Annotated in this window: 23 protein-coding genes; 15 read left to right on the top strand and 8 right to left on the bottom strand. The window is 55.8% G+C overall.

The genetic code is table 11. The annotated features are described in order from the left end of the window. Positions 1-3: 3 nt before the first annotated feature. The 3 genes from WFO70_RS18835 to bsmA all read right to left on the bottom strand — a co-directional run bounded on the left by WFO70_RS18835 (position 4) and on the right by bsmA (position 2,855). Positions 4-1,929: a methyl-accepting chemotaxis protein gene (locus tag WFO70_RS18835; protein ID WP_337018327.1), complete on the bottom strand. Its 1,926-nt coding sequence runs from the start codon at positions 1,927-1,929 to the stop codon at positions 4-6. A gap of 172 nt (positions 1,930-2,101) precedes the next feature. Next, entirely contained in the window at positions 2,102-2,389 is a 288-nt protein-coding gene (gene yjfN, locus WFO70_RS18830) for a DUF1471 family protease activator YjfN (protein WP_337018326.1), read from the bottom strand. 136 nt (positions 2,390-2,525) lie between these two features. Then, entirely contained in the window at positions 2,526-2,855 is a 330-nt protein-coding gene (bsmA, locus tag WFO70_RS18825; RefSeq protein WP_337018324.1) for a biofilm peroxide resistance protein BsmA, read from the bottom strand. Between the two features lie 138 nt (positions 2,856-2,993). Here bsmA and yjfP point away from each other — a divergent pair, with 138 nt between their 5' ends. Beyond that, complete coding sequence (gene yjfP / locus WFO70_RS18820; RefSeq protein ID WP_337018321.1) at positions 2,994-3,725, top strand: esterase; 732 nt, start codon at positions 2,994-2,996, stop codon at positions 3,723-3,725. Here yjfP and ulaR read toward each other — a convergent pair. Together ulaR and ulaG are read right to left on the bottom strand one after the other, a co-directional pair. Beyond that, complete coding sequence (gene ulaR / locus WFO70_RS18815; protein ID WP_337018319.1) at positions 3,722-4,477, bottom strand: HTH-type transcriptional regulator UlaR; 756 nt, start codon at positions 4,475-4,477, stop codon at positions 3,722-3,724. The two genes, yjfP and ulaR, sit on opposite strands and share 4 nt — an antisense overlap. 108 nt (positions 4,478-4,585) lie before the next feature. Continuing rightward, the gene (gene ulaG / locus WFO70_RS18810; protein ID WP_337018317.1) at positions 4,586-5,650 is read right to left on the bottom strand and encodes an L-ascorbate 6-phosphate lactonase; all 1,065 of its coding nucleotides are present in this window, start codon (positions 5,648-5,650) and stop codon (positions 4,586-4,588) included. 357 nt (positions 5,651-6,007) lie between these two features. Here ulaG and ulaA point away from each other — a divergent pair, with 357 nt between their 5' ends. The 6 genes from ulaA to WFO70_RS18780 are packed head-to-tail and all read left to right on the top strand — an operon-like array spanning position 6,008 to position 10,415. Beyond that, positions 6,008-7,408, top strand: coding sequence for a PTS ascorbate transporter subunit IIC (ulaA, locus tag WFO70_RS18805; protein ID WP_337018315.1), 1,401 nt, complete (start codon positions 6,008-6,010; stop codon positions 7,406-7,408). Between the two features lie 12 nt (positions 7,409-7,420). After that, complete coding sequence (ulaB, locus tag WFO70_RS18800) at positions 7,421-7,726, top strand: PTS ascorbate transporter subunit IIB (RefSeq protein ID WP_108476136.1); 306 nt, start codon at positions 7,421-7,423, stop codon at positions 7,724-7,726. A 9-nt stretch (positions 7,727-7,735) separates the two neighbouring features. Next, positions 7,736-8,203, top strand: a complete 468-nt coding sequence (gene ulaC, locus WFO70_RS18795) for a PTS ascorbate transporter subunit IIA (RefSeq protein WP_337018312.1) — start codon at positions 7,736-7,738, stop codon at positions 8,201-8,203. A gap of 12 nt (positions 8,204-8,215) precedes the next feature. Further along, complete coding sequence (gene ulaD / locus WFO70_RS18790) at positions 8,216-8,866, top strand: 3-keto-L-gulonate-6-phosphate decarboxylase UlaD (protein ID WP_337018310.1); 651 nt, start codon at positions 8,216-8,218, stop codon at positions 8,864-8,866. A 9-nt stretch (positions 8,867-8,875) separates the two neighbouring features. Further along, on the top strand, positions 8,876-9,742 hold the full coding sequence (locus tag WFO70_RS18785) for an L-ribulose-5-phosphate 3-epimerase (RefSeq protein WP_337018308.1): 867 nt from the start codon (positions 8,876-8,878) through the stop codon (positions 9,740-9,742). Then, positions 9,729-10,415, top strand: a complete 687-nt coding sequence (locus WFO70_RS18780) for an L-ribulose-5-phosphate 4-epimerase (protein WP_337018306.1) — start codon at positions 9,729-9,731, stop codon at positions 10,413-10,415. The genes WFO70_RS18785 and WFO70_RS18780 overlap by 14 nt, the downstream gene beginning before the upstream one ends. A gap of 80 nt (positions 10,416-10,495) precedes the next feature. On the opposite strand, the gene yjfY is transcribed toward WFO70_RS18780, so the two are convergent. Next, complete coding sequence (gene yjfY, locus WFO70_RS18775; RefSeq protein ID WP_142487974.1) at positions 10,496-10,771, bottom strand: DUF1471 family protein YjfY; 276 nt, start codon at positions 10,769-10,771, stop codon at positions 10,496-10,498. 343 nt (positions 10,772-11,114) lie between these two features. On the opposite strand from yjfY, the gene rpsF reads away from it, so the two are divergent. The 5 genes from rpsF (at position 11,115) to WFO70_RS18750 (ending at position 13,648) form a co-directional block, all read left to right on the top strand. Further along, positions 11,115-11,510 (top strand): 30S ribosomal protein S6, encoded by a 396-nt coding sequence (gene rpsF / locus WFO70_RS18770; RefSeq protein ID WP_011915632.1) that lies wholly within the window; start codon positions 11,115-11,117, stop codon positions 11,508-11,510. Positions 11,511-11,516: 6 nt separating this feature from the next. Next, the gene (gene priB / locus WFO70_RS18765; RefSeq protein WP_006178996.1) at positions 11,517-11,831 is read left to right on the top strand and encodes a primosomal replication protein N; all 315 of its coding nucleotides are present in this window, start codon (positions 11,517-11,519) and stop codon (positions 11,829-11,831) included. 4 nt (positions 11,832-11,835) lie between these two features. Then, on the top strand, positions 11,836-12,063 hold the full coding sequence (rpsR, locus tag WFO70_RS18760) for a 30S ribosomal protein S18 (protein ID WP_000135199.1): 228 nt from the start codon (positions 11,836-11,838) through the stop codon (positions 12,061-12,063). Positions 12,064-12,104: 41 nt separating this feature from the next. Further along, on the top strand, positions 12,105-12,554 hold the full coding sequence (rplI, locus tag WFO70_RS18755) for a 50S ribosomal protein L9 (protein WP_142487975.1): 450 nt from the start codon (positions 12,105-12,107) through the stop codon (positions 12,552-12,554). Positions 12,555-12,706: 152 nt separating this feature from the next. Next, positions 12,707-13,648: a DMT family transporter gene (locus tag WFO70_RS18750; protein WP_337018303.1), complete on the top strand. Its 942-nt coding sequence runs from the start codon at positions 12,707-12,709 to the stop codon at positions 13,646-13,648. Positions 13,649-13,671: 23 nt separating this feature from the next. On the opposite strand, the gene WFO70_RS18745 is transcribed toward WFO70_RS18750, so the two are convergent. Further along, positions 13,672-14,307: an OapA family protein gene (locus WFO70_RS18745; protein WP_337018301.1), complete on the bottom strand. Its 636-nt coding sequence runs from the start codon at positions 14,305-14,307 to the stop codon at positions 13,672-13,674. 231 nt (positions 14,308-14,538) lie between these two features. Between WFO70_RS18745 and fklB the strand changes: the two genes are divergently transcribed. Continuing rightward, complete coding sequence (fklB, locus tag WFO70_RS18740) at positions 14,539-15,159, top strand: FKBP-type peptidyl-prolyl cis-trans isomerase (protein ID WP_032616205.1); 621 nt, start codon at positions 14,539-14,541, stop codon at positions 15,157-15,159. A 308-nt stretch (positions 15,160-15,467) separates the two neighbouring features. Further along, positions 15,468-16,877 (top strand): D-serine/D-alanine/glycine transporter, encoded by a 1,410-nt coding sequence (cycA, locus tag WFO70_RS18735; protein WP_337018299.1) that lies wholly within the window; start codon positions 15,468-15,470, stop codon positions 16,875-16,877. Between the two features lie 88 nt (positions 16,878-16,965). On the opposite strand, the gene ytfE is transcribed toward cycA, so the two are convergent. Next, the gene (gene ytfE / locus WFO70_RS18730) at positions 16,966-17,628 is read right to left on the bottom strand and encodes an iron-sulfur cluster repair protein YtfE (RefSeq protein WP_106994067.1); all 663 of its coding nucleotides are present in this window, start codon (positions 17,626-17,628) and stop codon (positions 16,966-16,968) included. Positions 17,629-17,870: 242 nt separating this feature from the next. On the opposite strand from ytfE, the gene WFO70_RS18725 reads away from it, so the two are divergent. Further along, complete coding sequence (locus WFO70_RS18725) at positions 17,871-19,520, top strand: methyl-accepting chemotaxis protein (protein WP_337018296.1); 1,650 nt, start codon at positions 17,871-17,873, stop codon at positions 19,518-19,520. The last annotated feature ends 131 nt before the right edge of the window (positions 19,521-19,651 follow it).

Below are 19,651 nucleotides of genomic sequence, written 5' to 3'. Positions count from 1 at the left end.
TCCCTACAGGCGGAACAGGCTGACCAGCTCGGTCAGGTGTGAGCCTTTCTCACGCAGGACCAGTGCCGTCTGTTCACTGCGCGAGACGCGGTCGGCGTTGATATGCGACGCTTCGCCGATATGCGTCATCGCCAGGTTCACCTGACCGATGCCTGCCGACTGCTCCCGGGAGGCATGGTTAATCTCCGTGACCAGCTGATTGATATTGTCGATGTGCGCAATGATGCTCTCCATCGCATGACGGGTCTGTTCCGACAGGGCATGGCCTTCGCTCACCTTGCTGAGCGTATCGCCAATCAGCTGTTCAATCTCTTTCACCGCGTTGGCGCTGCGCGCCGCCAGGGCACGCACTTCCTGGGCCACCACGGCGAAGCCTTTACCGTGCTCGCCCGCCCGGGCGGCTTCTACCGCGGCGTTCAGCGCCAGGATATTGGTCTGGAAAGCGATGCCCTCAATCACCCGCGTGATGGCTTCGATACGTTTCGATGCCTCGCGAATATCATCCATGGTGGCGACAGCATTGCTGACGGTCTCCCCGCCCTGATGCACCGCCCGGGAGGTTTCGCCTACCAGCTGCTGGGTCTGCTCCATGTTGGCCGCATTCTGCTGCACGCTGGCGGCCAGCTGCTCCATGCTGGCGGAGGTCTCTTCTACGCTGCTGGCCTGCTTATTGATCTGCCCGGAGATCTCGCCGGTATCTGCCGCCAGGGCGTTGGTGCCCAGATGGATATCCCCCGCGGCTTCGCGTACCTGCAGCACGATTTTTTGCAGCCCGCCGCCAATGCCGTTGATGGCACTGATCAGCTGACCCACCTCATCCTGACGGGTGGCAGGCAGGGTGGCGCGCAGATCGCCTGCGGCATACTGTTCTGCCAGCCCAATCACATCCTGCAGCGGGCGTGACAGCCAGCGTCGGATTATAAACACGAACAGCATGGCGAAGAGCGCGGACAGAACAACGCCCGCCAGCAGGAAGCGATCGCGCAGGCTGGTGACATCGGCCAGCAGGACGGTTTTATCCACCTCGCCCACGATGGTCCAGTTCCAGCCCGGCAGCGGCGTCCAGGCCATAATCAGCGTGCGACCCTCGGCGCTCTTACGCTCCAGGGTGCCAGATTTATCCCCCAGCAGCTGCTGCTGAACATCGTTCTCCCACATTGGCCGCTGGCCCTCTTCAGCGCTATGGAACAGGTACTGGCCGTGATTTTTGCCATTACTGCGGTCCAGCACAAAGAAATGACCGCTCTCGCCCAGACGGCGGCTGAGGATCTTCTCGCGCATGACGTTCCACGAGTGGGTAATGTCGACCCCGACGAAGATAATGGCGATCACCTGTCCGCCCGCGTCTTTGACCGGCTGATACTGGGTGATATAGCGTTTGCCAAACAGCAGGGCGAGGCCGCGATACACCTCACCTTTGCTGACCACCGCCCAGGCCGGGCTGGCATGGTCCAGTACCGTGCCGATGGCCCGATCACCATTCTCTTTCCGCAGCGAGGTCGCCACGCGGACAAAGTCGTCGCCGCTACGAACAAACAGCGTGGAGATGGCCCCGGTGCGATTCAGAAAATCATCCGGCGTGGCGTTGTTCTCATGGAGTTCCGTATCGCCGCCTTTCAGCAGCGGGACGTTCTGACCGTTAATAGTGCGGGTCTGGCTGGCGTCGAGATTCAGCGGCTGCGGTAAAAAGGTGGTGAACAGGCGGGTATAGCTCTCCACCTCTTCAGTGAGGCTGGTATTGAACATCTGCACCATGTCGACCACGCCGGTGGACTGGTTATGCAGATCTTCTATGGCCAGAGATTCGAGTTTTTGACTGGTGTTATAGCTCAGGAGAAAAGTGAAAAGCAGAAAGAGTGTGGCAACACTCAAGCCGGTAAGCAGCGATAGCTTTGTGCCCAGACCTGCACGGCGGAAAAAGGTGATCATAAATTGCTCATTGTTAAAAAGGTCACGCTTTTCAACGGCAGAGCGGGGATAACATTTATGCGGTTTATGTAACAAAATGTTACAAGAATGTCTCGGGGTAGTAACGACAAGGATAATAGAAGTGTAAAGATTAAAAAGCCACTCTTTTTTAGTGGCTTTTTATTGGCGCTTTTCAGGCGTAGAGAATGGCTTGTACCCGCCAGCGATCAACATGGCTCTCTTCCTGCATAGTTATGATGCGATACCACGACGCTCCCTGTTCATCTGCCTTGAGCGCGATCATGCGCTCTACATCTTGGGGACTCCCTGAGATATCACTCACGGAAATCAGTCCAATTTCATTTAAACCCGTCACGCAATCAGCGCTGGCAAATTCGGCTGACTGTGCGGCAGTACTCACCAGACCGGCTGAGAGTAACAGAGAGGTCAAAGCAAGAGATCGTTTCATCGTCAGCTCCATTTTACGTGTCCCCGGTATCCGCCGGGCAATCCTTCGCAAATAAACTCACTTCCATTGTCATAAGCACGGAGTTTATTGTGGACAGGAAAACGTCTATGGACGCAAAGCAGTGTAAATGTCGTTTAAATACCGCTCGTTATTTACGGTATAAAATGGCCTGCGAATACCATTGTCCGGTCACGATAGTTTCATCGATAAGGACAATGACGTAATAATCTGCCTTCGCGGCGACGGCTTTTGCTTTAATGGCATCTTCCACATCATCGGGAGAGCCTCGCTCAAGTGCGGTGACGGTACCCATCCGTTGTAATCCTTCCGTCTGATTACGACGAATTTCTTGTGGGTGGTCGGCAACCGGTGGTGCAGGCTGTGGCGTGCCTTCCAGGGCACTACACCCGCCCAATACCAGCATCAGCAATAAAGCAGCAAACCTTCGCATAACCATATCTCGTTTCCTGATAGCCATAGTGTAGAACTCTGTTGATTTAGGATTGGGGGAATGTTCCCAAATTGTTAGCTGTGGCGTAAATTTCGAATGAAAATTGTGCGAAAGCGTAATCCAGTTCTCAACATTTTAAATCACCCTTTAGCATGAGGCCCAGTGATGATTGAACTTGAAATACGGCAATTTGGCGACCTTGAGAGTGTACACGCCGTTCCGGCAGGAAAACGGTCTCAACCGCTGCCGGTTGTTATTTTTTATCATGGTTTTACCTCATCAAAGCTGGTCTACAGCTATTTTGCGGTGGCTCTGGCGCAGGCTGGTTTTCGGGTGGTGATGCCGGACGCACCGGATCATGGCGCACGCTTTACAGGAGATGAGCAGGCCCGTCTGGGGCAGTTCTGGCCGATCCTGAATGGCAACCTGACGGAGTTTGCTGCGCTGCGGGATGCGTTGTACCAGGACGGGCTGGTGGCGGATGAGCGCCTCGCGGTCGCCGGAGCCTCGATGGGCGGGATGACTGCACTGGGCATTATGACGCGCCATCCGGCGGTGAAATGCGTGGCAAGCCTGATGGGTTCTGGCTACTTTACCTCGCTGGCCCGCACGCTGTTTCCGCCGCTGCAACCCGGGGCATTTGCGGAAATGGTCTCTCCGCTTGCCGACTGGGAAGTCACGACCGCGCTACCTCGCCTGGCCAATCGCCCGCTGCTGCTGTGGCATGGGGAGCAGGATGACGTGGTGCCCGCCGCGGAGACCTTCCGTCTGCAGCAGGCCTTGCAGCAGGCAGGACTGGACAAAAACCTGACCTGTTTGTGGGAGGCGGGCGTCAAACATCGCATCACGCCGACTGCCCTCGATGCGACGGTGGCGTTTTTCCGTCAGCACCTTTAAACGCGCAGGATTTTCACCCCCTGATCTTCCAGTTTCTGGAGGATCTGTGGGTCGGCGCTTTTACCGGTGATCACCAGGTCAATCTGCTCGGCGCGGCTGAACAACATGCCCGCGCGCTCGCCAACCTTGCTGCTGTCGACCAGCACCACCAGCTTGCCGACCACGTTCAGCATGTTCTGCTCTGCCATCGCCGTCAGCATATCGGTTTTATACAGCCCCTCGGCGGTAAGGCCTTTGCCGCTGGTAAACATCCAGTGCCCGGCATACAGCGTGTTCTCGCTGTCCTGGGGGCTTAAGGTAATGGACTGGCTCTTGTTGTACTGCCCGCCCATGATCACCACGCTTTCGTGCTCCTGATCGATGAGATAGTTGGCCAGCGGCAGGTAGTTGGTGATGATCTGCACCGGCTTGCCGCACATTTCGCGGCCCAGCAGGAAGGCGGTAGAACCACAGTTGATCACCACGCTTTCGCCAGGATTCACCAGTTGGGAAGCGGCCCGGGCAATACGGACTTTTTCGTCGTGATTCTGCGCCTGATGAATATTCATCGGAGACCAGCGCGGGCGCTGTTGGCTGATGGCTTCGGCACCGTTACGGACTTTCTTCAGCTTCCCGCTCTCATCAAGTTTATTGATATCCCGGCGCGCGGTGGCGGGGGAGACGCCCAGCCGGGCAATCACCTGTTCCACGGTGATAAACCCCGTTTGCGCCAGGAGTTCCAGTAAAATTTGATGCCGCTGTGCTTCTGTCATGAGCTATTCCGAAATAAATTGATTTTAAAAGATGATATTTGAAATAGTCTGAAATTACTAAGTAAAAGATGGAATCGCCAGGCGCTGGGCCTGGCGATGAAGGGGTCATTACAGGAATGATTTAAACGGCAGATCTGGCTCAATGGTAAAGCAGTCGTCAAAGCCGCGCGGGTAGTGATACTCAAAATTGTCTTTATCCAGCGGCCAGGTAAACTTGCCGCCCACCTGCCAGATAAACGGCTTAAAGCCATATTTCAGACGATCTTTTTTCATCTCCCACAGCACGCGGATCTCCTGCGGATCGGCCTGGAAGTTAGACCAGATATCGTGGTGGAACGGGATCACCACCTGGGTGTTGAGCGCTTCTGCCATGCGCAGAATATCGGCGCTGGTCATCTTATCGGTGATGCCGCGCGGGTTCTCGCCATAGGAGCCTAGCGCCACGTCGATATGGTGCTCGTTGCCGTGTTTGGCATAGTAGTTGGAGTAGTGCGAGTCACCGCTGTGGTACAGCGTGCCGCCCGGGGTTTTGAACAGATAGTTCACCGCGCGCTCATCCATGCCGTCCGGCAGCACACCGGCTGCCTTCTGGTCGGCCGGCAGGGTAATCAGGGCCGTGCGGTCAAACGCATCCAGGGCGTGGATTTCAATGTCTTTGATTTTCACCACGTCGCCCGGCTTCACTACGATACAGCGCTCTTTTGGCACGCCCCAGCCGATCCAGATATCCACGCAGGTCTGGGGGCCAATAAAGGGGACATCCGGCGCGCAGTTTTGCATCACGGCGGCGGCAACATTCACATCAATGTGATCGTTGTGATCGTGGGTCGCCAGTACGGCATCGATCTGACGAATGGCGAACGGATCGAGGACAAACGGCGTGGTCCGCAGGTTCGGCTGCAGCTTCTGCACCCCCGCCATACGCTGCATCTGATGTCCTTTTTTCATCAGCGGATTACCGTGGCTTTGCTTGCCGGTCCCGCACCAGAAGTCGACACAGACGTTTGCGCCGCCCTGGGACTTCAACCAGATCCCGGTACAACCCAGCCACCACATGGCAAAAGTGCCAGGCGCGACCTGCTCCTGTTCAATCTCTTCATTCAGCCAGGTTCCCCATTCCGGGAAGGTGCTGAGGATCCATGATTCGCGGGTAATAGTGTTCACTTTACTCATTGCCAGACTCCCTCTTCCTCTCATAAGTAATCACATAATGATTCATAGTGATTTATATTGTCACCAATAAATAAGCATTGCAACGCGCATTTTGCATTTCACTCTGCTCTGCGAAGCAGATTCGTGATGCGAAAAGCGCTGCCTTCCATAACCATGGAATCAATTAATCAATTGAAATATAAAATTATATTTTGTTTTCTTGCGTTGAAATGAAAGTCATTACGCTATGCATGGAAATAATTTGCGTGATGCGTCACAAATAATCAAATGCAATCTTGTGGTGATTATTTGTGATTACTAGAGTGGGGGCCTGTTGTACGTGCATTACGCAGCGTACTGCCTTTATCGGAGAGTGTTATGGAGATCCTCTACAGCGTCTTTACCGTCTTTTTCAATCAGGTAATGACCAATGCCCCGCTGCTGCTGGGTATCGTGACGTGTCTTGGCTACATCCTTTTACGCAAGAGCGTCAGCGTCATTATCAAGGGCACCATCAAAACCATCATCGGTTTCATGCTCCTCCAGGCGGGGTCCGGCATTTTAACCAGCACCTTTAAACCCGTCGTAGCCAAAATGTCCGAGGTCTACGGCATTAACGGCGCAATATCAGATACCTACGCCTCCATGATGGCCACCATCGAACGAATGGGCGACGCCTACAGCTGGGTGGGATACGCCGTGCTGTTAGCGCTGGCGCTGAACATTATTTATGTTCTGCTACGCCGGATTACGGGCATTCGTACCATCATGCTGACCGGCCACATCATGTTCCAGCAGGCCGGGCTGATTGCCGTCTTCTTCTATATCGTCGGCTACCCCATGTGGACCACCATCATCTGTACCGCAGTGTTGGTGTCACTCTACTGGGGCATCACTTCCAACATGATGTTCAAACCGACTCAGGAAGTGACCGATGGCTGCGGCTTCTCTATCGGTCATCAGCAGCAGTTCGCCTCCTGGATCGCCTTTAAATTCGCGCCGTACCTCGGCAAGAAAGAGGAGAGCGTGGAAGATCTCAAGCTGCCGGGCTGGCTGAATATTTTCCACGACAATATCGTCTCGACGGCGATTGTGATGACCATCTTCTTCGGCGCGATCCTGCTCTCGTTCGGGATTGACGTTGTCCAGGCCATGGCGGGTAAAACCCACTGGACCATCTACATCCTGCAAACCGGTTTCTCCTTCGCGGTGGCGATTTTCATTATTACCCAGGGCGTGCGCATGTTCGTGGCCGAGCTCTCCGAAGCTTTCAACGGCATCTCGCAGCGTTTGATCCCCGGTGCGGTTCTGGCAATCGACTGTGCGGCAATCTATAGCTTTGCGCCGAACGCCGTGGTCTGGGGCTTTATGTGGGGCACCATCGGCCAGCTGATCGCGGTCGGTATTCTGGTGGGCTGCGGCTCATCGATTCTCATCATTCCAGGCTTTATCCCGATGTTCTTCTCCAACGCCACCATTGGCGTCTTTGCCAACCACTTTGGCGGCTGGCGCGCGGCGCTCAAGATCTGTCTGGTGATGGGGATGATTGAAATCTTCGGTTGCGTGTGGGCGGTCAAGCTCACCGGCATGAGCGCCTGGATGGGCATGGCCGACTGGTCGATTCTGGCGCCGCCAATGATGCAGGGCTTCGCCTCCCTCGGCATCACCTTTATGGCCGTCATTATTTTTATTGCCCTGGCTTATATGTTCTTCGCTGGCCGTGCGCTGCGGGCGGAAGAAGACGCGGAAAAACAAACAGCAGAAGTCTCTGCTCATTAAGGAGTTTCGATTATGACCGTACGTATCCTGGCTGTGTGTGGCAACGGGCAAGGTAGCTCCATGATCATGAAGATGAAAGTGGACCAGTTCTTAACCCAGTCAAACATTGACCACACGGTGAACAGCTGCGCGGTAGGTGAATACAAAAGTGAACTGAACGGCGCGGACATCATCATCGCCTCGACCCATATCGCCGGTGAAATTAGCGTGACAGGCAATAAATATGTGGTGGGGGTACGCAACATGCTGTCGCCCGCGGATTTTGGCCCAAAACTGCTGGAGGTGATCAAAGAACACTTCCCGCAAGACGTGAAGTAAGGAGGCCCTATGAAACTCCGTGATTCGCTGGCAGAAAACCACTCCATCCTGTTACAGGCCGAGGCCAGCACCTGGCAGGAAGCGGTCAAGCTGAGCGTTGATTTGCTGGTTAAGGCCGATGTGGTTGAGCCGCGCTACTACCAGGCCATTCTCGATGGGGTGGCGCAGTTTGGTCCGTATTTTGTGATCGCGCCGGGGCTGGCGATGCCGCATGGCCGCCCGGAGGAGGGGGTCAAAAAAACCGGTTTCGCTCTGGTCACCCTGAAAACGCCGCTGGTGTTTAACCACGAAGATAACGATCCGGTCGATATCCTCATCACCATGGCGGCGGTTGATGCCAACACCCACCAGGAGGTGGGCATCATGCAGATCGTCAATCTGTTTGAAGATGAAGCCAATTTCGACCGTTTACGCGCCTGCCGTACCGAGCAGGACGTGCTGGATTTAATCGATAACGCCACTGCGGCGGCACTCTGAGAGGGAACTGAAATGTCATTACCAATGTTGCAGGTCGCGCTGGATAACCAGACTCTGGCCCACGCTTACGAAACCACGCGTCTTATCGCCGAAGAGGTGGACATCATCGAAGTGGGCACCATTCTGTGTGTGGGAGAGGGCGTTCGCGCCGTGCGCGATCTGAAAGCGCTCTATCCGCACAAAATTGTGCTGGCCGATGCCAAGATCGCCGATGCGGGCAAAATCCTGTCGCGGATGTGTTTCGAAGCCAACGCCGACTGGGTGACGGTGATCTGCTGCGCGGACATTAACACCGCCAAAGGGGCGCTGGACGTTGCCAAAGAGTTTAACGGCGATGTGCAGATCGAACTCACCGGTTTCTGGACCTGGGAGCAGGCGAAAGCGTGGCGTGAAGCCGGTATTCAGCAGGTAGTCTATCACCGCAGCCGCGATGCGCAGGCGGCGGGGGTTGCCTGGGGCGAGGCCGATATCACCGCGGTTAAGCGCCTGGCGGAGATGGGCTTTAAGGTCACCGTCACCGGCGGCCTGGCGCTGGAGGATCTGCCGCTGTTCAAAGGTATCCCGATTCATGTCTTTATCGCCGGGCGCAGCATCCGTGATGCCGCTTCGCCGGTGGAAGCGGCGCGTCAGTTTAAACGTTCCATCGCCCAGCTGTGGGGATAAGGAGCGGCTATGTTAAGCAAGCAGGTGCCGCTTGGCATCTATGAAAAGGCACTCCCTGCCGGGGAGTGCTGGCTCGAGCGGCTGAAACTGGCCCGTTCTCTGGGGTTCGATTTCGTCGAAATGTCGGTGGATGAGACGGATACGCGCCTCTCCCGACTCGACTGGAGCCGCGAGGAGCGTCTGGCGCTGGTGAATGCGGTGGCCGAAACCGGTGTGCGCGTGCCGTCGATGTGCCTGAGTGCCCATCGTCGCTTTCCGCTCGGCAGCGAAGATGATGCCGTGCGGGCGCAGGGGCTGGCGATCATGCGTAAAGCGATTCGCTTCGCCCAGGACGTGGGGATCCGCGTTATCCAGCTGGCGGGTTATGACGTCTATTACCAGCAGGCTAACAACGAAACGCGGCGGCGCTTTCGTGAGGGGCTGAAAGAGAGCGTAGAGATGGCGAGCCGTGCCCAGGTGACACTGGCTATGGAGATCATGGACTACCCGCTGATGAACTCCATCAGCAAGGCGCTGGGTTATGCCCACTACCTCAATAACCCCTGGTTCCAGCTCTATCCCGATATCGGCAACCTGTCCGCCTGGGATAACGATGTGGCTATGGAGCTGCAGGCCGGAATCGGCCATATCGTGGCGGTTCACGTTAAAGACACCCGGCCTGGCGTATTCAAAAACGTGCCGTTCGGCACGGGCGTGGTAGATTTCGAAGCCTGTTTCACCACCCTCAATCACAGCGGTTACTGCGGGCCTTACCTGATTGAGATGTGGAGTGAAACCGCGGAGGATCCGCTGCAGGAGGTGGCAAAAGCCCGGGACTGGGTGCTGGCGCGAATGGCGCGAGCCGGGCTGACGGGAGGCGAAAATGCAGCAGCTTAAACAGCAGGTCTTTGAGGCAAACATGGATTTGCCGCGTTACGGTCTGGTCACCTTTACCTGGGGAAACGTCAGCGCGATTGACCGGAGCCGCGGGCTGGTGGCGATCAAACCCAGCGGCGTGGCCTATGAGACCATGCGTGTGGAAGATATGGTGGTGGTGGATCTCGACGGCAAGGTCGTGGAGGGCCAGTGGCGACCTTCGTCCGATACCGCGACCCATCTGGCACTGTACCGGCGCTACCCCTCCCTGGGCGGCGTGGTGCATACCCACTCCACTCATGCGACGGCCTGGGCGCAGGCGGGGCTGGCCATCCCGGCGCTGGGTACCACCCATGCAGACTACTTTTTTGGTGATATCCCCTGTACGCGGGCACTTACCGAAGAGGAGGTGCAGAGCGAGTACGAGCTTAATACCGGCAAGGTGATCGTTGAAACGCTGGGAGAAGGCGAACCGCTACACACGCCGGGGATCGTGGTCTATCAGCATGGCCCCTTCGCCTGGGGGGAAGATGCCCAGGATGCAGTGCATAACGCCGTGGTGATGGAAGAGGTAGCGAAAATGGCGTGGATTGCCCGCGGCATCAACCCGCGCCTGCAACCTATCGACAGCTATCTGATGAACAAGCACTTTATGCGCAAGCATGGCCCGAATGCCTATTACGGGCAAAAATAAAAAAAAGCCCCCGGGCAGGGGGCTAATAAAGCTATGACAATATTTTCGTTGTTGGCTTTCCTGGTGCTAACGTCAAATCATTACCGATAGATATCAGCGCTGACGTGCATATTGCCGTTGCTGCCCGGTTCACGGGTGAGCATGACGTGATAGTAGCGGGCATCCCGCGCCTCGGCTTCTGCTGTAATGGCTTCTGTCGCTTCGCTTTCGGTAGCGAAGTTGTGGTTGATATAAATGACGCCCAGACTTTGCACATCGTCCATATTTCTGGCCTGTCGGCCGTCAACCTGAATCGCGGCTGTCGCGTTTGCACTGAGCAAAAGCGCAGCCAGAATGGCAAGGTTTATCTTTTTCATGATATGCGCTCCACGACAAACTACGGTGCGACGATAATCACTTCGGGTTTTATCCTCAGAAAGGGTCTGATTAAAGTGTAACCCCTTATCTGGCGGGCATTGGCGACCATTTCTGATGCTGTTGTTCAAAAAAACGTCGCGATCGCCCGTGAGCCATAGTAAATCACCCACTTAGACGAGCTTTGCGCTTTGTGCGAATTATTTGCGCAATCAGCTTGAGTTTCCGGGGGGGCGCAAGTATTATGACGCGTCAATTTTTCAGCCGACCTTTAACACGTTCCTTGCCTCCCCGGGCCTCGGCTGACCCAGACAGGAGGCTGAATAATCCGTAAGGAGCAATTCGATGCGTCATTACGAAATCGTTTTTATGGTCCATCCTGACCAGAGCGAACAGGTTCCGGGTATGATCGAGCGCTACACTGGTGCAATCACTGCAGCAGAAGGCACGATCCACCGTCTGGAAGACTGGGGCCGCCGTCAGCTGGCTTATCCGATCAACAAACTGCACAAAGCTCACTACGTTCTGCTGAACGTTGAAGCTCCGCAGGAAGCGATCGATGAGCTGGAAACTAACTTCCGCTTCAACGATGCCGTTATCCGCAGCATGGTTATGCGTACCAAAAACGCAGTGACCGAAGCATCTCCGATGGTTAAAGCGAAAGACGAGCGCCGTGAGCGTCGCGATGATTTCGCAAACGAAACCGCAGATGATTCTGATGCTGGGGATTCTGAAGAGTAATTTCTGATGACCAACCGTCTGGTGTTGTCCGGTACCGTGTGCAGGACCCCCCTTCGTAAGGTCAGTCCATCAGGAATTCCTCACTGCCAGTTCGTGCTTGAGCATCGTTCAGTGCAGGAGGAAGCCGGGTTTCACCGGCAGGCGTGGTGCCAAATGCCCGTTATTATTAGCGGACACGAAAACCAGGCCATTACTCACAGTATAACGGTCGGCAGTGCAGTAACGGTTCAGGGGTTCATTTCTTGCCACAAGGCAAAGAACGGTCTGAGCAAAATGGTTCTGCATGCCGAGCAGATTGATTTGATAGATTCTGGAGACTAGCCATATGGCACGTTATTTCCGTCGTCGCAAGTTCTGCCGTTTCACCGCGGAAGGCGTTCAAGAGATCGACTATAAAGATATCGCAACGCTGAAAAACTACATCACCGAAAGCGGTAAGATTGTCCCAAGCCGTATCACCGGTACTCGTGCAAAATACCAGCGTCAGCTGGCTCGCGCTATCAAACGCGCTCGCTACCTGTCCCTGCTGCCGTACACTGATCGTCATCAGTAATCGGGCACGGTCCATTAATACGACTTTAAGAGGATAAGGTAATGCAAGTTATTCTGCTTGATAAAGTAGCAAACCTGGGCAGCCTGGGTGATCAGGTAAACGTTAAAGCGGGCTACGCTCGTAACTTCCTGGTTCCACAGGGTAAAGCTGTTCCTGCTACCAAGAAAAACGTAGAGTTTTTCGAAGCACGTCGTGCTGAACTGGAAGCCAAACTGGCTGACGTTCTGGCGGCTGCTAACGCTCGCGCTGAAGAAATCAACGCACTGGGCACCGTTACCATCGCGTCTAAAGCTGGCGACGAAGGTAAACTGTTCGGTTCCATCGGTACCCGCGATATCGCTGATGCAGTAACTGCAGCTGGCGTTAAAGTGGCTAAGAGCGAAGTTCGTCTGCCGAACGGCGTTCTGCGTACCACCGGTGAGCACGAAGTGGACTTCCAGGTTCACAGCGAAGTCTTCGCTAAACTGGTTGTTAACGTTGTTGCTGAGTAAGTAATTACTCGTCACCACGTCGAAGCGCCGGCCTTATGCCGGCGTTTTGCTTTTTAACGCGACCTGTCCCACCTTTTTGCCTTGTATGGTAGCTATTCCCGCTGCAATCTCTGATAATAAAATGAAACGCCATTTTACCTTCGAGATTTGCTATGGACGCCGTGCTGCCCACGCCGATTTTTGCCCGTAAAAACATCGTTTTCGCCAGCGCGACGCTGTGCTGTTTGCTATGGGGAAGCTCCTATCCCGCGATTAAAAGCGGTTACGAACTCTTTCAGATCGCCACCAACGACATCTCATCAAAGGTCGTCTTTGCGGGTTACCGCTTTGTCTTCGCTGGCCTGCTTTTGCTGCTGCTGGCCCTTGCCCAGCGCAAGCCGATCGGTCGACTTAGCCCACGGCAGTTTGGGCAGCTAACGGTGCTGGGCCTGACGCAGACGGCTATCCAGTACACCTTCTTTTATATCGGCCTCGCCTACACCACAGGTGCCAAAGGGTCGATCATGAACGCGACCGCCACCTTCTTCAGCGTTATGCTGGCGCACTTCATCTATCAGAACGACAGGATCAGCTACAACAAAGCCCTCGGTTGTATCCTCGGGTTTGCCGGGGTGATGATCGTTAACTTCAACAGCGGACTGCAGGACTTCCACTTTGTCTGGAACGGTGACGGGTTTGTGGTGCTGGCGGCGTTTATCCTCTCTGCCGCCACGCTGTACGGCAAACGCATCTCTCAGACGGTCGACCCGATGGTAATGACCGGCTGGCAGCTGGCGATAGGTGGGGTAATGCTGGTGGTGGGAGGCTATATCACCGGCGGTACGCTGGCCGTTCCCAGCGTCAAAGCGGCGGCTATCCTTGGTTATCTGACCCTGCTCTCTTCGGTAGCGTTCGCGCTCTGGAGTCTGCTGCTGAAGTACAACCGCGTCAGCATGATTGCGCCATTCAACTTCCTGGTGCCGGTAGCCGGAACCGTCCTCTCGGCCATTTTCCTCGGGGAGAATATCCTTGAGATCAAATATGCTGTGGCGCTGGTGCTGGTCTGTTCGGGGATCTGGTGGGTCAATAAGGTGAGTGGAAAACAGGCCCGGTAAGCATCACGCCACCGGGCGAACTGTTATCTGGCGCGGATAAAGCTGCCGTCAGACTGACGGGTAAACAGCACCTGCTGGCCGTTGCCGCTGTCAATGGTCAGCCCTGTCACCACGCCACTCGCGTTCTGGCGGATCTGCACCATCTGACCGTTTTGCAAATTGCTCAGCGGCTTGCCTGCGCCTTCAACCTGCGCCATCGCATAGACGTCGGTCGGCGGCAGGTTGTGATCGCGGAACAGCTGCGCCATCGTTTTACCCGACTCGACACGGTAGGAACGCCACTGCTGTTCGATGCCAGGCACCGGCTGCGACTGTACAGGCGCGGCGGCCTGCTCCTGCGGCTGCTCTTCCTGAATCGGCTCCGGCTCGACCGGGGCAACCTGACCCGGATCGTTTGACGGGGAAACCAGCTGCGTCTGCATCGGCTGCGCGTCTGGCTGCGGTTGCGTCTGTGAGCGTAAATCAAGCTCGGCATCCCGACGGACAGGCGCCGTCGCGCTGTCGTCAGCGCCTGGCAGCAGAAAACCAACGATAACCATCAGCGCACCGATGATAATGCCTCTGCGGTGCAGGGGCGGCAGCGGGTCCATGATGCGAAAGTTGTCTGGCGCATGCCAGATTTTCGTCAGGGTAGGTTTTAATTCAAATGGCCCGGGCATGGCTCTCCTCCTGCTCCGCGTCTTTTTTCCTGTCCCGAGAAGTATAGTTTGCTAACTGCCTGATGAACATTGCAAAGCCGGCTTCCGTGACACACATTCGGGAAAAATCCAGATAGTCTCTATTGTTTCCGTTTCATCGCAATTTGTCATCTTTCCATAAGACAAAGTTTTACCGGATGGAAGGTGGCTGTTATGCTGCCCGCTACTTTAAATGTGATGGAAGGAAATCCCATGACCACCCCGACTTTTGACACAATCGAAGCGCAGGCAAGCTACGGTATTGGTTTGCAGGTAGGACAGCAGCTGAGCGAATCAGGTCTGCAGGGTCTGTTACCGGAAGCGCTGGTGGCGGGTATCGCCGATGCGCTGGAAGGTAAGCATCCAGCTGTTCCGGTTGATGTGGTTCACCGCGCGCTGCGCGAAATCCACGAACGTGCTGACTCCGTGCGTCGTGCGCGTTTTGAAGAGATGGCCGCAGCAGGCGAGAAGTTCCTCGAAGAGAACCGTGAGCGCGAAGGCGTGAACAGCACCGAAACTGGCCTGCAGTTCCGCGTGATCAATCAGGGCGATGGCGCAATCCCGGCGCGTACCGACCACGTTCGCGTGCACTACACCGGTAAACTGATCGACGGCACCGTGTTTGACAGCTCCGTTGCCCGCGGCGAACCGGCTGAATTCCCGGTAAACGGCGTGATCCCAGGCTGGATCGAAGCGCTGACCCTGATGCCGGTTGGCTCCAAATGGGAACTGACTATTCCTCAGAACCTGGCCTACGGCGAGCGTGGCGCTGGCGCGTCCATTCCGCCATTCAGCACCCTGGTCTTTGAAGTCGAGCTGCTGGAAATTCTGTAATCCCGCGCTTTTTCCTCTCCCCGACGGGGGAGGGGAAATCAGTTAAAAAACCTATAGTTATGCGCTAATCAACAGATTATCTTGCAAATGATCGCATTAAGTGTATTTTTGTGAGCTGTTTTTGCGTTGCTTAAGTGATATGACACTCACTTTCAACATATTGTTAACATAATATTTAAATCATAGTATTCATCCCGCCGATTCTTACCTAATATCGATGAGTCCTTAATCGGGGCCGTCGCTTTTCGACGTAATAAAGGGCCAGAAGAGCCTAAACAACACAGGTAGTCACAACAGGAAAACATCACATGGTAGATCAGGTAAAAGTCGTTGCCGACGAAGAGGCACCGTCTGAACAGTCGCTACGGCGCAATCTCACAAACCGTCATATTCAGTTAATCGCCATCGGCGGTGCCATTGGTACCGGGCTGTTTATGGGGTCAGGCAAAACCATCAGTCTTGCCGGTCCGTCGATCATTTTTGTCTATATGATCATCGGCTTTATGCTCTTTTTCGTGATGCGTGCAATGGGTGAATTGCTGCTCTCGAATCTGGAATACAAATCCTTTAGCGACTTTGCCTCCGACCTTCTCGGGCCGTGGGCGGGTTACTTTACCGGCTGGACCTACTGGTTCTGCTGGGTGGTCACCGGGATGGCCGACGTCGTCGCCATTACGGCCTATGCGCAGTTCTGGTTCCCCGGACTGTCGGACTGGGTTGCCTCGCTGGCGGTGATTGTCCTGCTGCTAAGCCTTAACCTTGCCACCGTAAAAATGTTCGGTGAGATGGAGTTCTGGTTCGCGATGATCAAAATCGTCGCCATTGTCGGCCTGATTGTAGTCGGCCTGGTGATGGTGATGACCCACTTTACCTCCCCGAGCGGCGTTGAAGCCTCGTTCGCCCATCTGTGGAACGACGGCGGCTGGTTCCCGAAAGGGCTGAGCGGATTCTTTGCCGGCTTCCAGATTGCGGTCTTCGCCTTCGTGGGGATTGAGCTGGTGGGGACGACTGCCGCTGAAACCAAAGATCCGGAGAAGTCTCTGCCGCGGGCGATTAACTCGATTCCCGTGCGTATCATCATGTTCTACGTCTTCGCGCTGATTGTCATTATGTCGGTCACGCCGTGGAGCTCTGTGGTCCCAACCAAGAGCCCGTTCGTGGAGCTGTTCGTGCTGGTGGGTCTGCCGGCTGCGGCGAGCCTGATTAACTTCGTGGTGCTGACCTCTGCGGCCTCGTCGGCCAACAGCGGCGTGTTCTCCACCAGCCGTATGCTGTTCGGCCTGGCGCAGGAAGGGGTGGCGCCGAGCGCGTTCGCCAAGCTCTCTAAGCGTGCGGTACCGGCAAAAGGGCTGACCTTCTCCTGTATCTGCCTGCTGGGCGGCGTGGTGATGCTCTACGTGAACCCAAGCGTGATTGGCGCATTCACCATGATCACCACGGTGTCAGCGATCCTGTTCATGTTCGTCTGGACCATCATCCTGTGCTCGTACCTGGTGTACCGCAAACAGCGTCCGCATCTGCATGAAAAATCGATCTACAAGATGCCACTGGGCAAGCTGATGTGCTGGGTCTGCATGGCGTTCTTCGTGTTTGTACTGGTACTGCTGACTCTGGAAGAGGATACCCGTCAGGCGCTGATCGTCACGCCGCTGTGGTTTATCGCCCTGGGGCTGGGCTGGCTGTTTATCGGTAAGAAACGGATGGCAGGCGTGCGTTAAGTCTGTTGCCGGGTGGCGCTAGCGCTTACCCGGCCTACGTTCGAGGTCGTTGTAGGCCCGGTAAGGCGAAGCCGCCACCGGGCTTTTTTTATTCCCCGGCCAGCGCCCGTGGGAACAGCACGTTATTCTCGAGGCTGATGTGCTCCATCAGGTCGTCGATCATCTCGTTAATCCCGTTATACATTGCGCGCCAGGTGGTGCAGGCATCCGCAGGCGGAGTCACGTTATTGGTGATGTGTTTGATCACTTCCACCAGCTCACCGGCGTCGTCATGTTCGCTTTCCATCACGCTGATCGGCCCCATCGCCTGGCTACCCATCCCCTGTTTGATCATCGGGAACAGGATCTGCTCCTCTTTCATCATGTGGCTGGAGAGCTCTTCGTGCAGCATGGTCAGGTTCTTTGCCAGGCCGCGCGGAACAGAGGCTTTCTCCGCATGGACGCGCTCAACTTTGGTCGCCTGCAGTATCAGTTCCGGCAGCTGTTCCCGGTGGCGGTCATGGTAGCGGACGATGATGTGATTGATGATTTCGCCCAGCGCCACGCTGCGCCAGTCTTTTTCCAGCGGTTGCTCAGCCAGTTTCGCCAGCTCAGCTTCGATGAGGTCCAGATCCAGTTCCTTACGCGATGCCGCACGCGCCAGGGTTTGCTTACCGCCGCAGCAGTAATCCATATCGTATTTACGAAACAGCGCAGAAGCGCGTGGGATGGAGAGCGCCAGCTCGCCTAATGGTTGGTCGCGGAAGGCCATGGTGGTTACCTCATCGTTATTTGATAAGATGTATTTTAAATGCATCTTTAAGGTGAGGATATAACCCTTTAGGAGCAGGGAGTAAAAAGGTAGGGAATTCACAAAACTTTCTTATGTTTTAACTTGCTGAATGGATTTGATTATTTCCGAAAAATAGTCTGGTTAGACCACGAAACGTTAAATAACACGCCTTCGCTGCCGATATGTCCTCCACAGACAATGTCCTGCACATAAGGTTAAGAATGTTTAAACGGATTAAAGTAATCACCCTGTTAGTTTCGGTACTGCTGGTGCTCGGCCTGATGCAAATCATCGCCGCGACGGTTTTTATCAATGCCCTGAACAACGATAAAGACAATTTCACCGTCTCCCAGCTGTCCAGCCAGAACGTGGCAGAGTTTACCGACGCGTGGATCAGCCTGAACCAGGCGCGCGTGACCCTTAACCGCGGCATGCTCCGTCTGCAAAGCAGCACGGCGACCGAGATCAACGGCACACAGCTGGGTGAGCTGGTCACCGCCGGGAAAGCCCGGCTGGCCGAAGCGCAGGAGCACTACGACAAATATTACGCCCTGCCGGAAACCCCGGGGCTGGACGAGAAGCTGGCCGATCGGCTGGAAGAGCAGTACCGCGCTTACCACACCACGCTGACAAACATGAACGCGCTGCTGGCCCAGGGCAAGCTGGACGATATGTTTAAGCAGAATGCCGAGCAGAAGCAGGTGGCAATGCAGGCGGTGTACCGCGAGTGGCGTGAAGCGCAGGCGAAGCTGGCCAACGCAGGCATCACCGATAACGAGAACGACTACCAGCGTATCCTGTGGATCCTTTCGGCCATTATGGTGATTGTGGTGGCGGTGATTGTCGCCAGCTGGATCGCTATGCGCAACGTGCTGCTGAAGCCGCTGCATGAGGTGATTGCCCATATTCGCGCCATTGCCGCAGGCGATCTGACGCAGCCGATCGATGCTCAGGGTCAGAATGAAATGGCGCTGCTGGCGCATAACGTTCACGAGATGCAAAAGGCGCTGGCCAACACCGTGGGGGTGGTCCGCGATGGAGCGGATACCATCTTCACCGGTGCCGGTGAAATCTCCGCAGGGAGTAACGATCTCTCTTCCCGCACCGAGCAGCAGGCGGCCTCCCTGGAAGAGACCGCAGCCAGCATGGAGCAGCTGACCGCTACCGTGAAGCAGAACGCCGATAACGCCCGTCAGGCGTCACGCCTGGCGCTGGACGCTTCTACTACCGCCAAGAAAGGCGGCAACGTGGTCGAAGGCGTGGTGCGTACCATGGACGAGATTGCCACCAGCTCCAGCAAGATTGCCCAGATCACCAACGTGATCGATGGCATCGCCTTCCAGACCAACATTCTGGCGCTGAACGCGGCGGTAGAAGCGGCGCGTGCCGGTGAGCAGGGGCGTGGATTTGCGGTGGTGGCAGGGGAAGTGCGTACGCTGGCCCAGCGCAGCGCCCAGGCCGCAAAAGAGATTAAAGGCCTGATTGACGACTCTGGCGCGCGCGTCAGTGCGGGTTCCGCGCTGGTGAATGAAGCCGGGGCGACGATGGCGGAAATCGTCAGCGCCGTCACCCGCGTCACCGACATCATGGGCGAAATCGCATCCGCCTCGGATGAGCAGAGCCGCGGGATTGACCAGGTGGGTCAGGCGGTAGCCGAGATGGACCGCGTCACCCAGCAGAACGCCTCGCTGGTTGAGGAGTCTGCGGCGGCGGCGGCGGCGCTGGAAGAGCAGGCGGCACGTCTGAACGAGGCGGTAGCGGTGTTTAAGATCGTTCACGGCCAGGCAGCTAAAGCGGCGCCGGTGAAAACCTATACCGCAAAAGCGAAACCGGTGCTGGCGACAACCGACGCTAACTGGGAAACCTTCTGACAGATGCCGGGTGGCGGCTGCGCCTTACCCGTATATGGACACCTCCCGTTATGCAAGCCATTCTGCATTTGTGTAACGGGAGTAAGATGCTTTCGTATATCCGGCCTCTCTTCCGGCACCGTCGTGCCCGG

The sequence above is a fragment of the Leclercia sp. AS011 genome (assembly GCF_037152535.1).
Taxonomy (GTDB): domain Bacteria; phylum Pseudomonadota; class Gammaproteobacteria; order Enterobacterales; family Enterobacteriaceae; genus Enterobacter.
The sequence above is the reverse complement of the archived record's forward strand: the minus strand, read 5'-3'. Positions and strand labels throughout refer to the sequence as shown.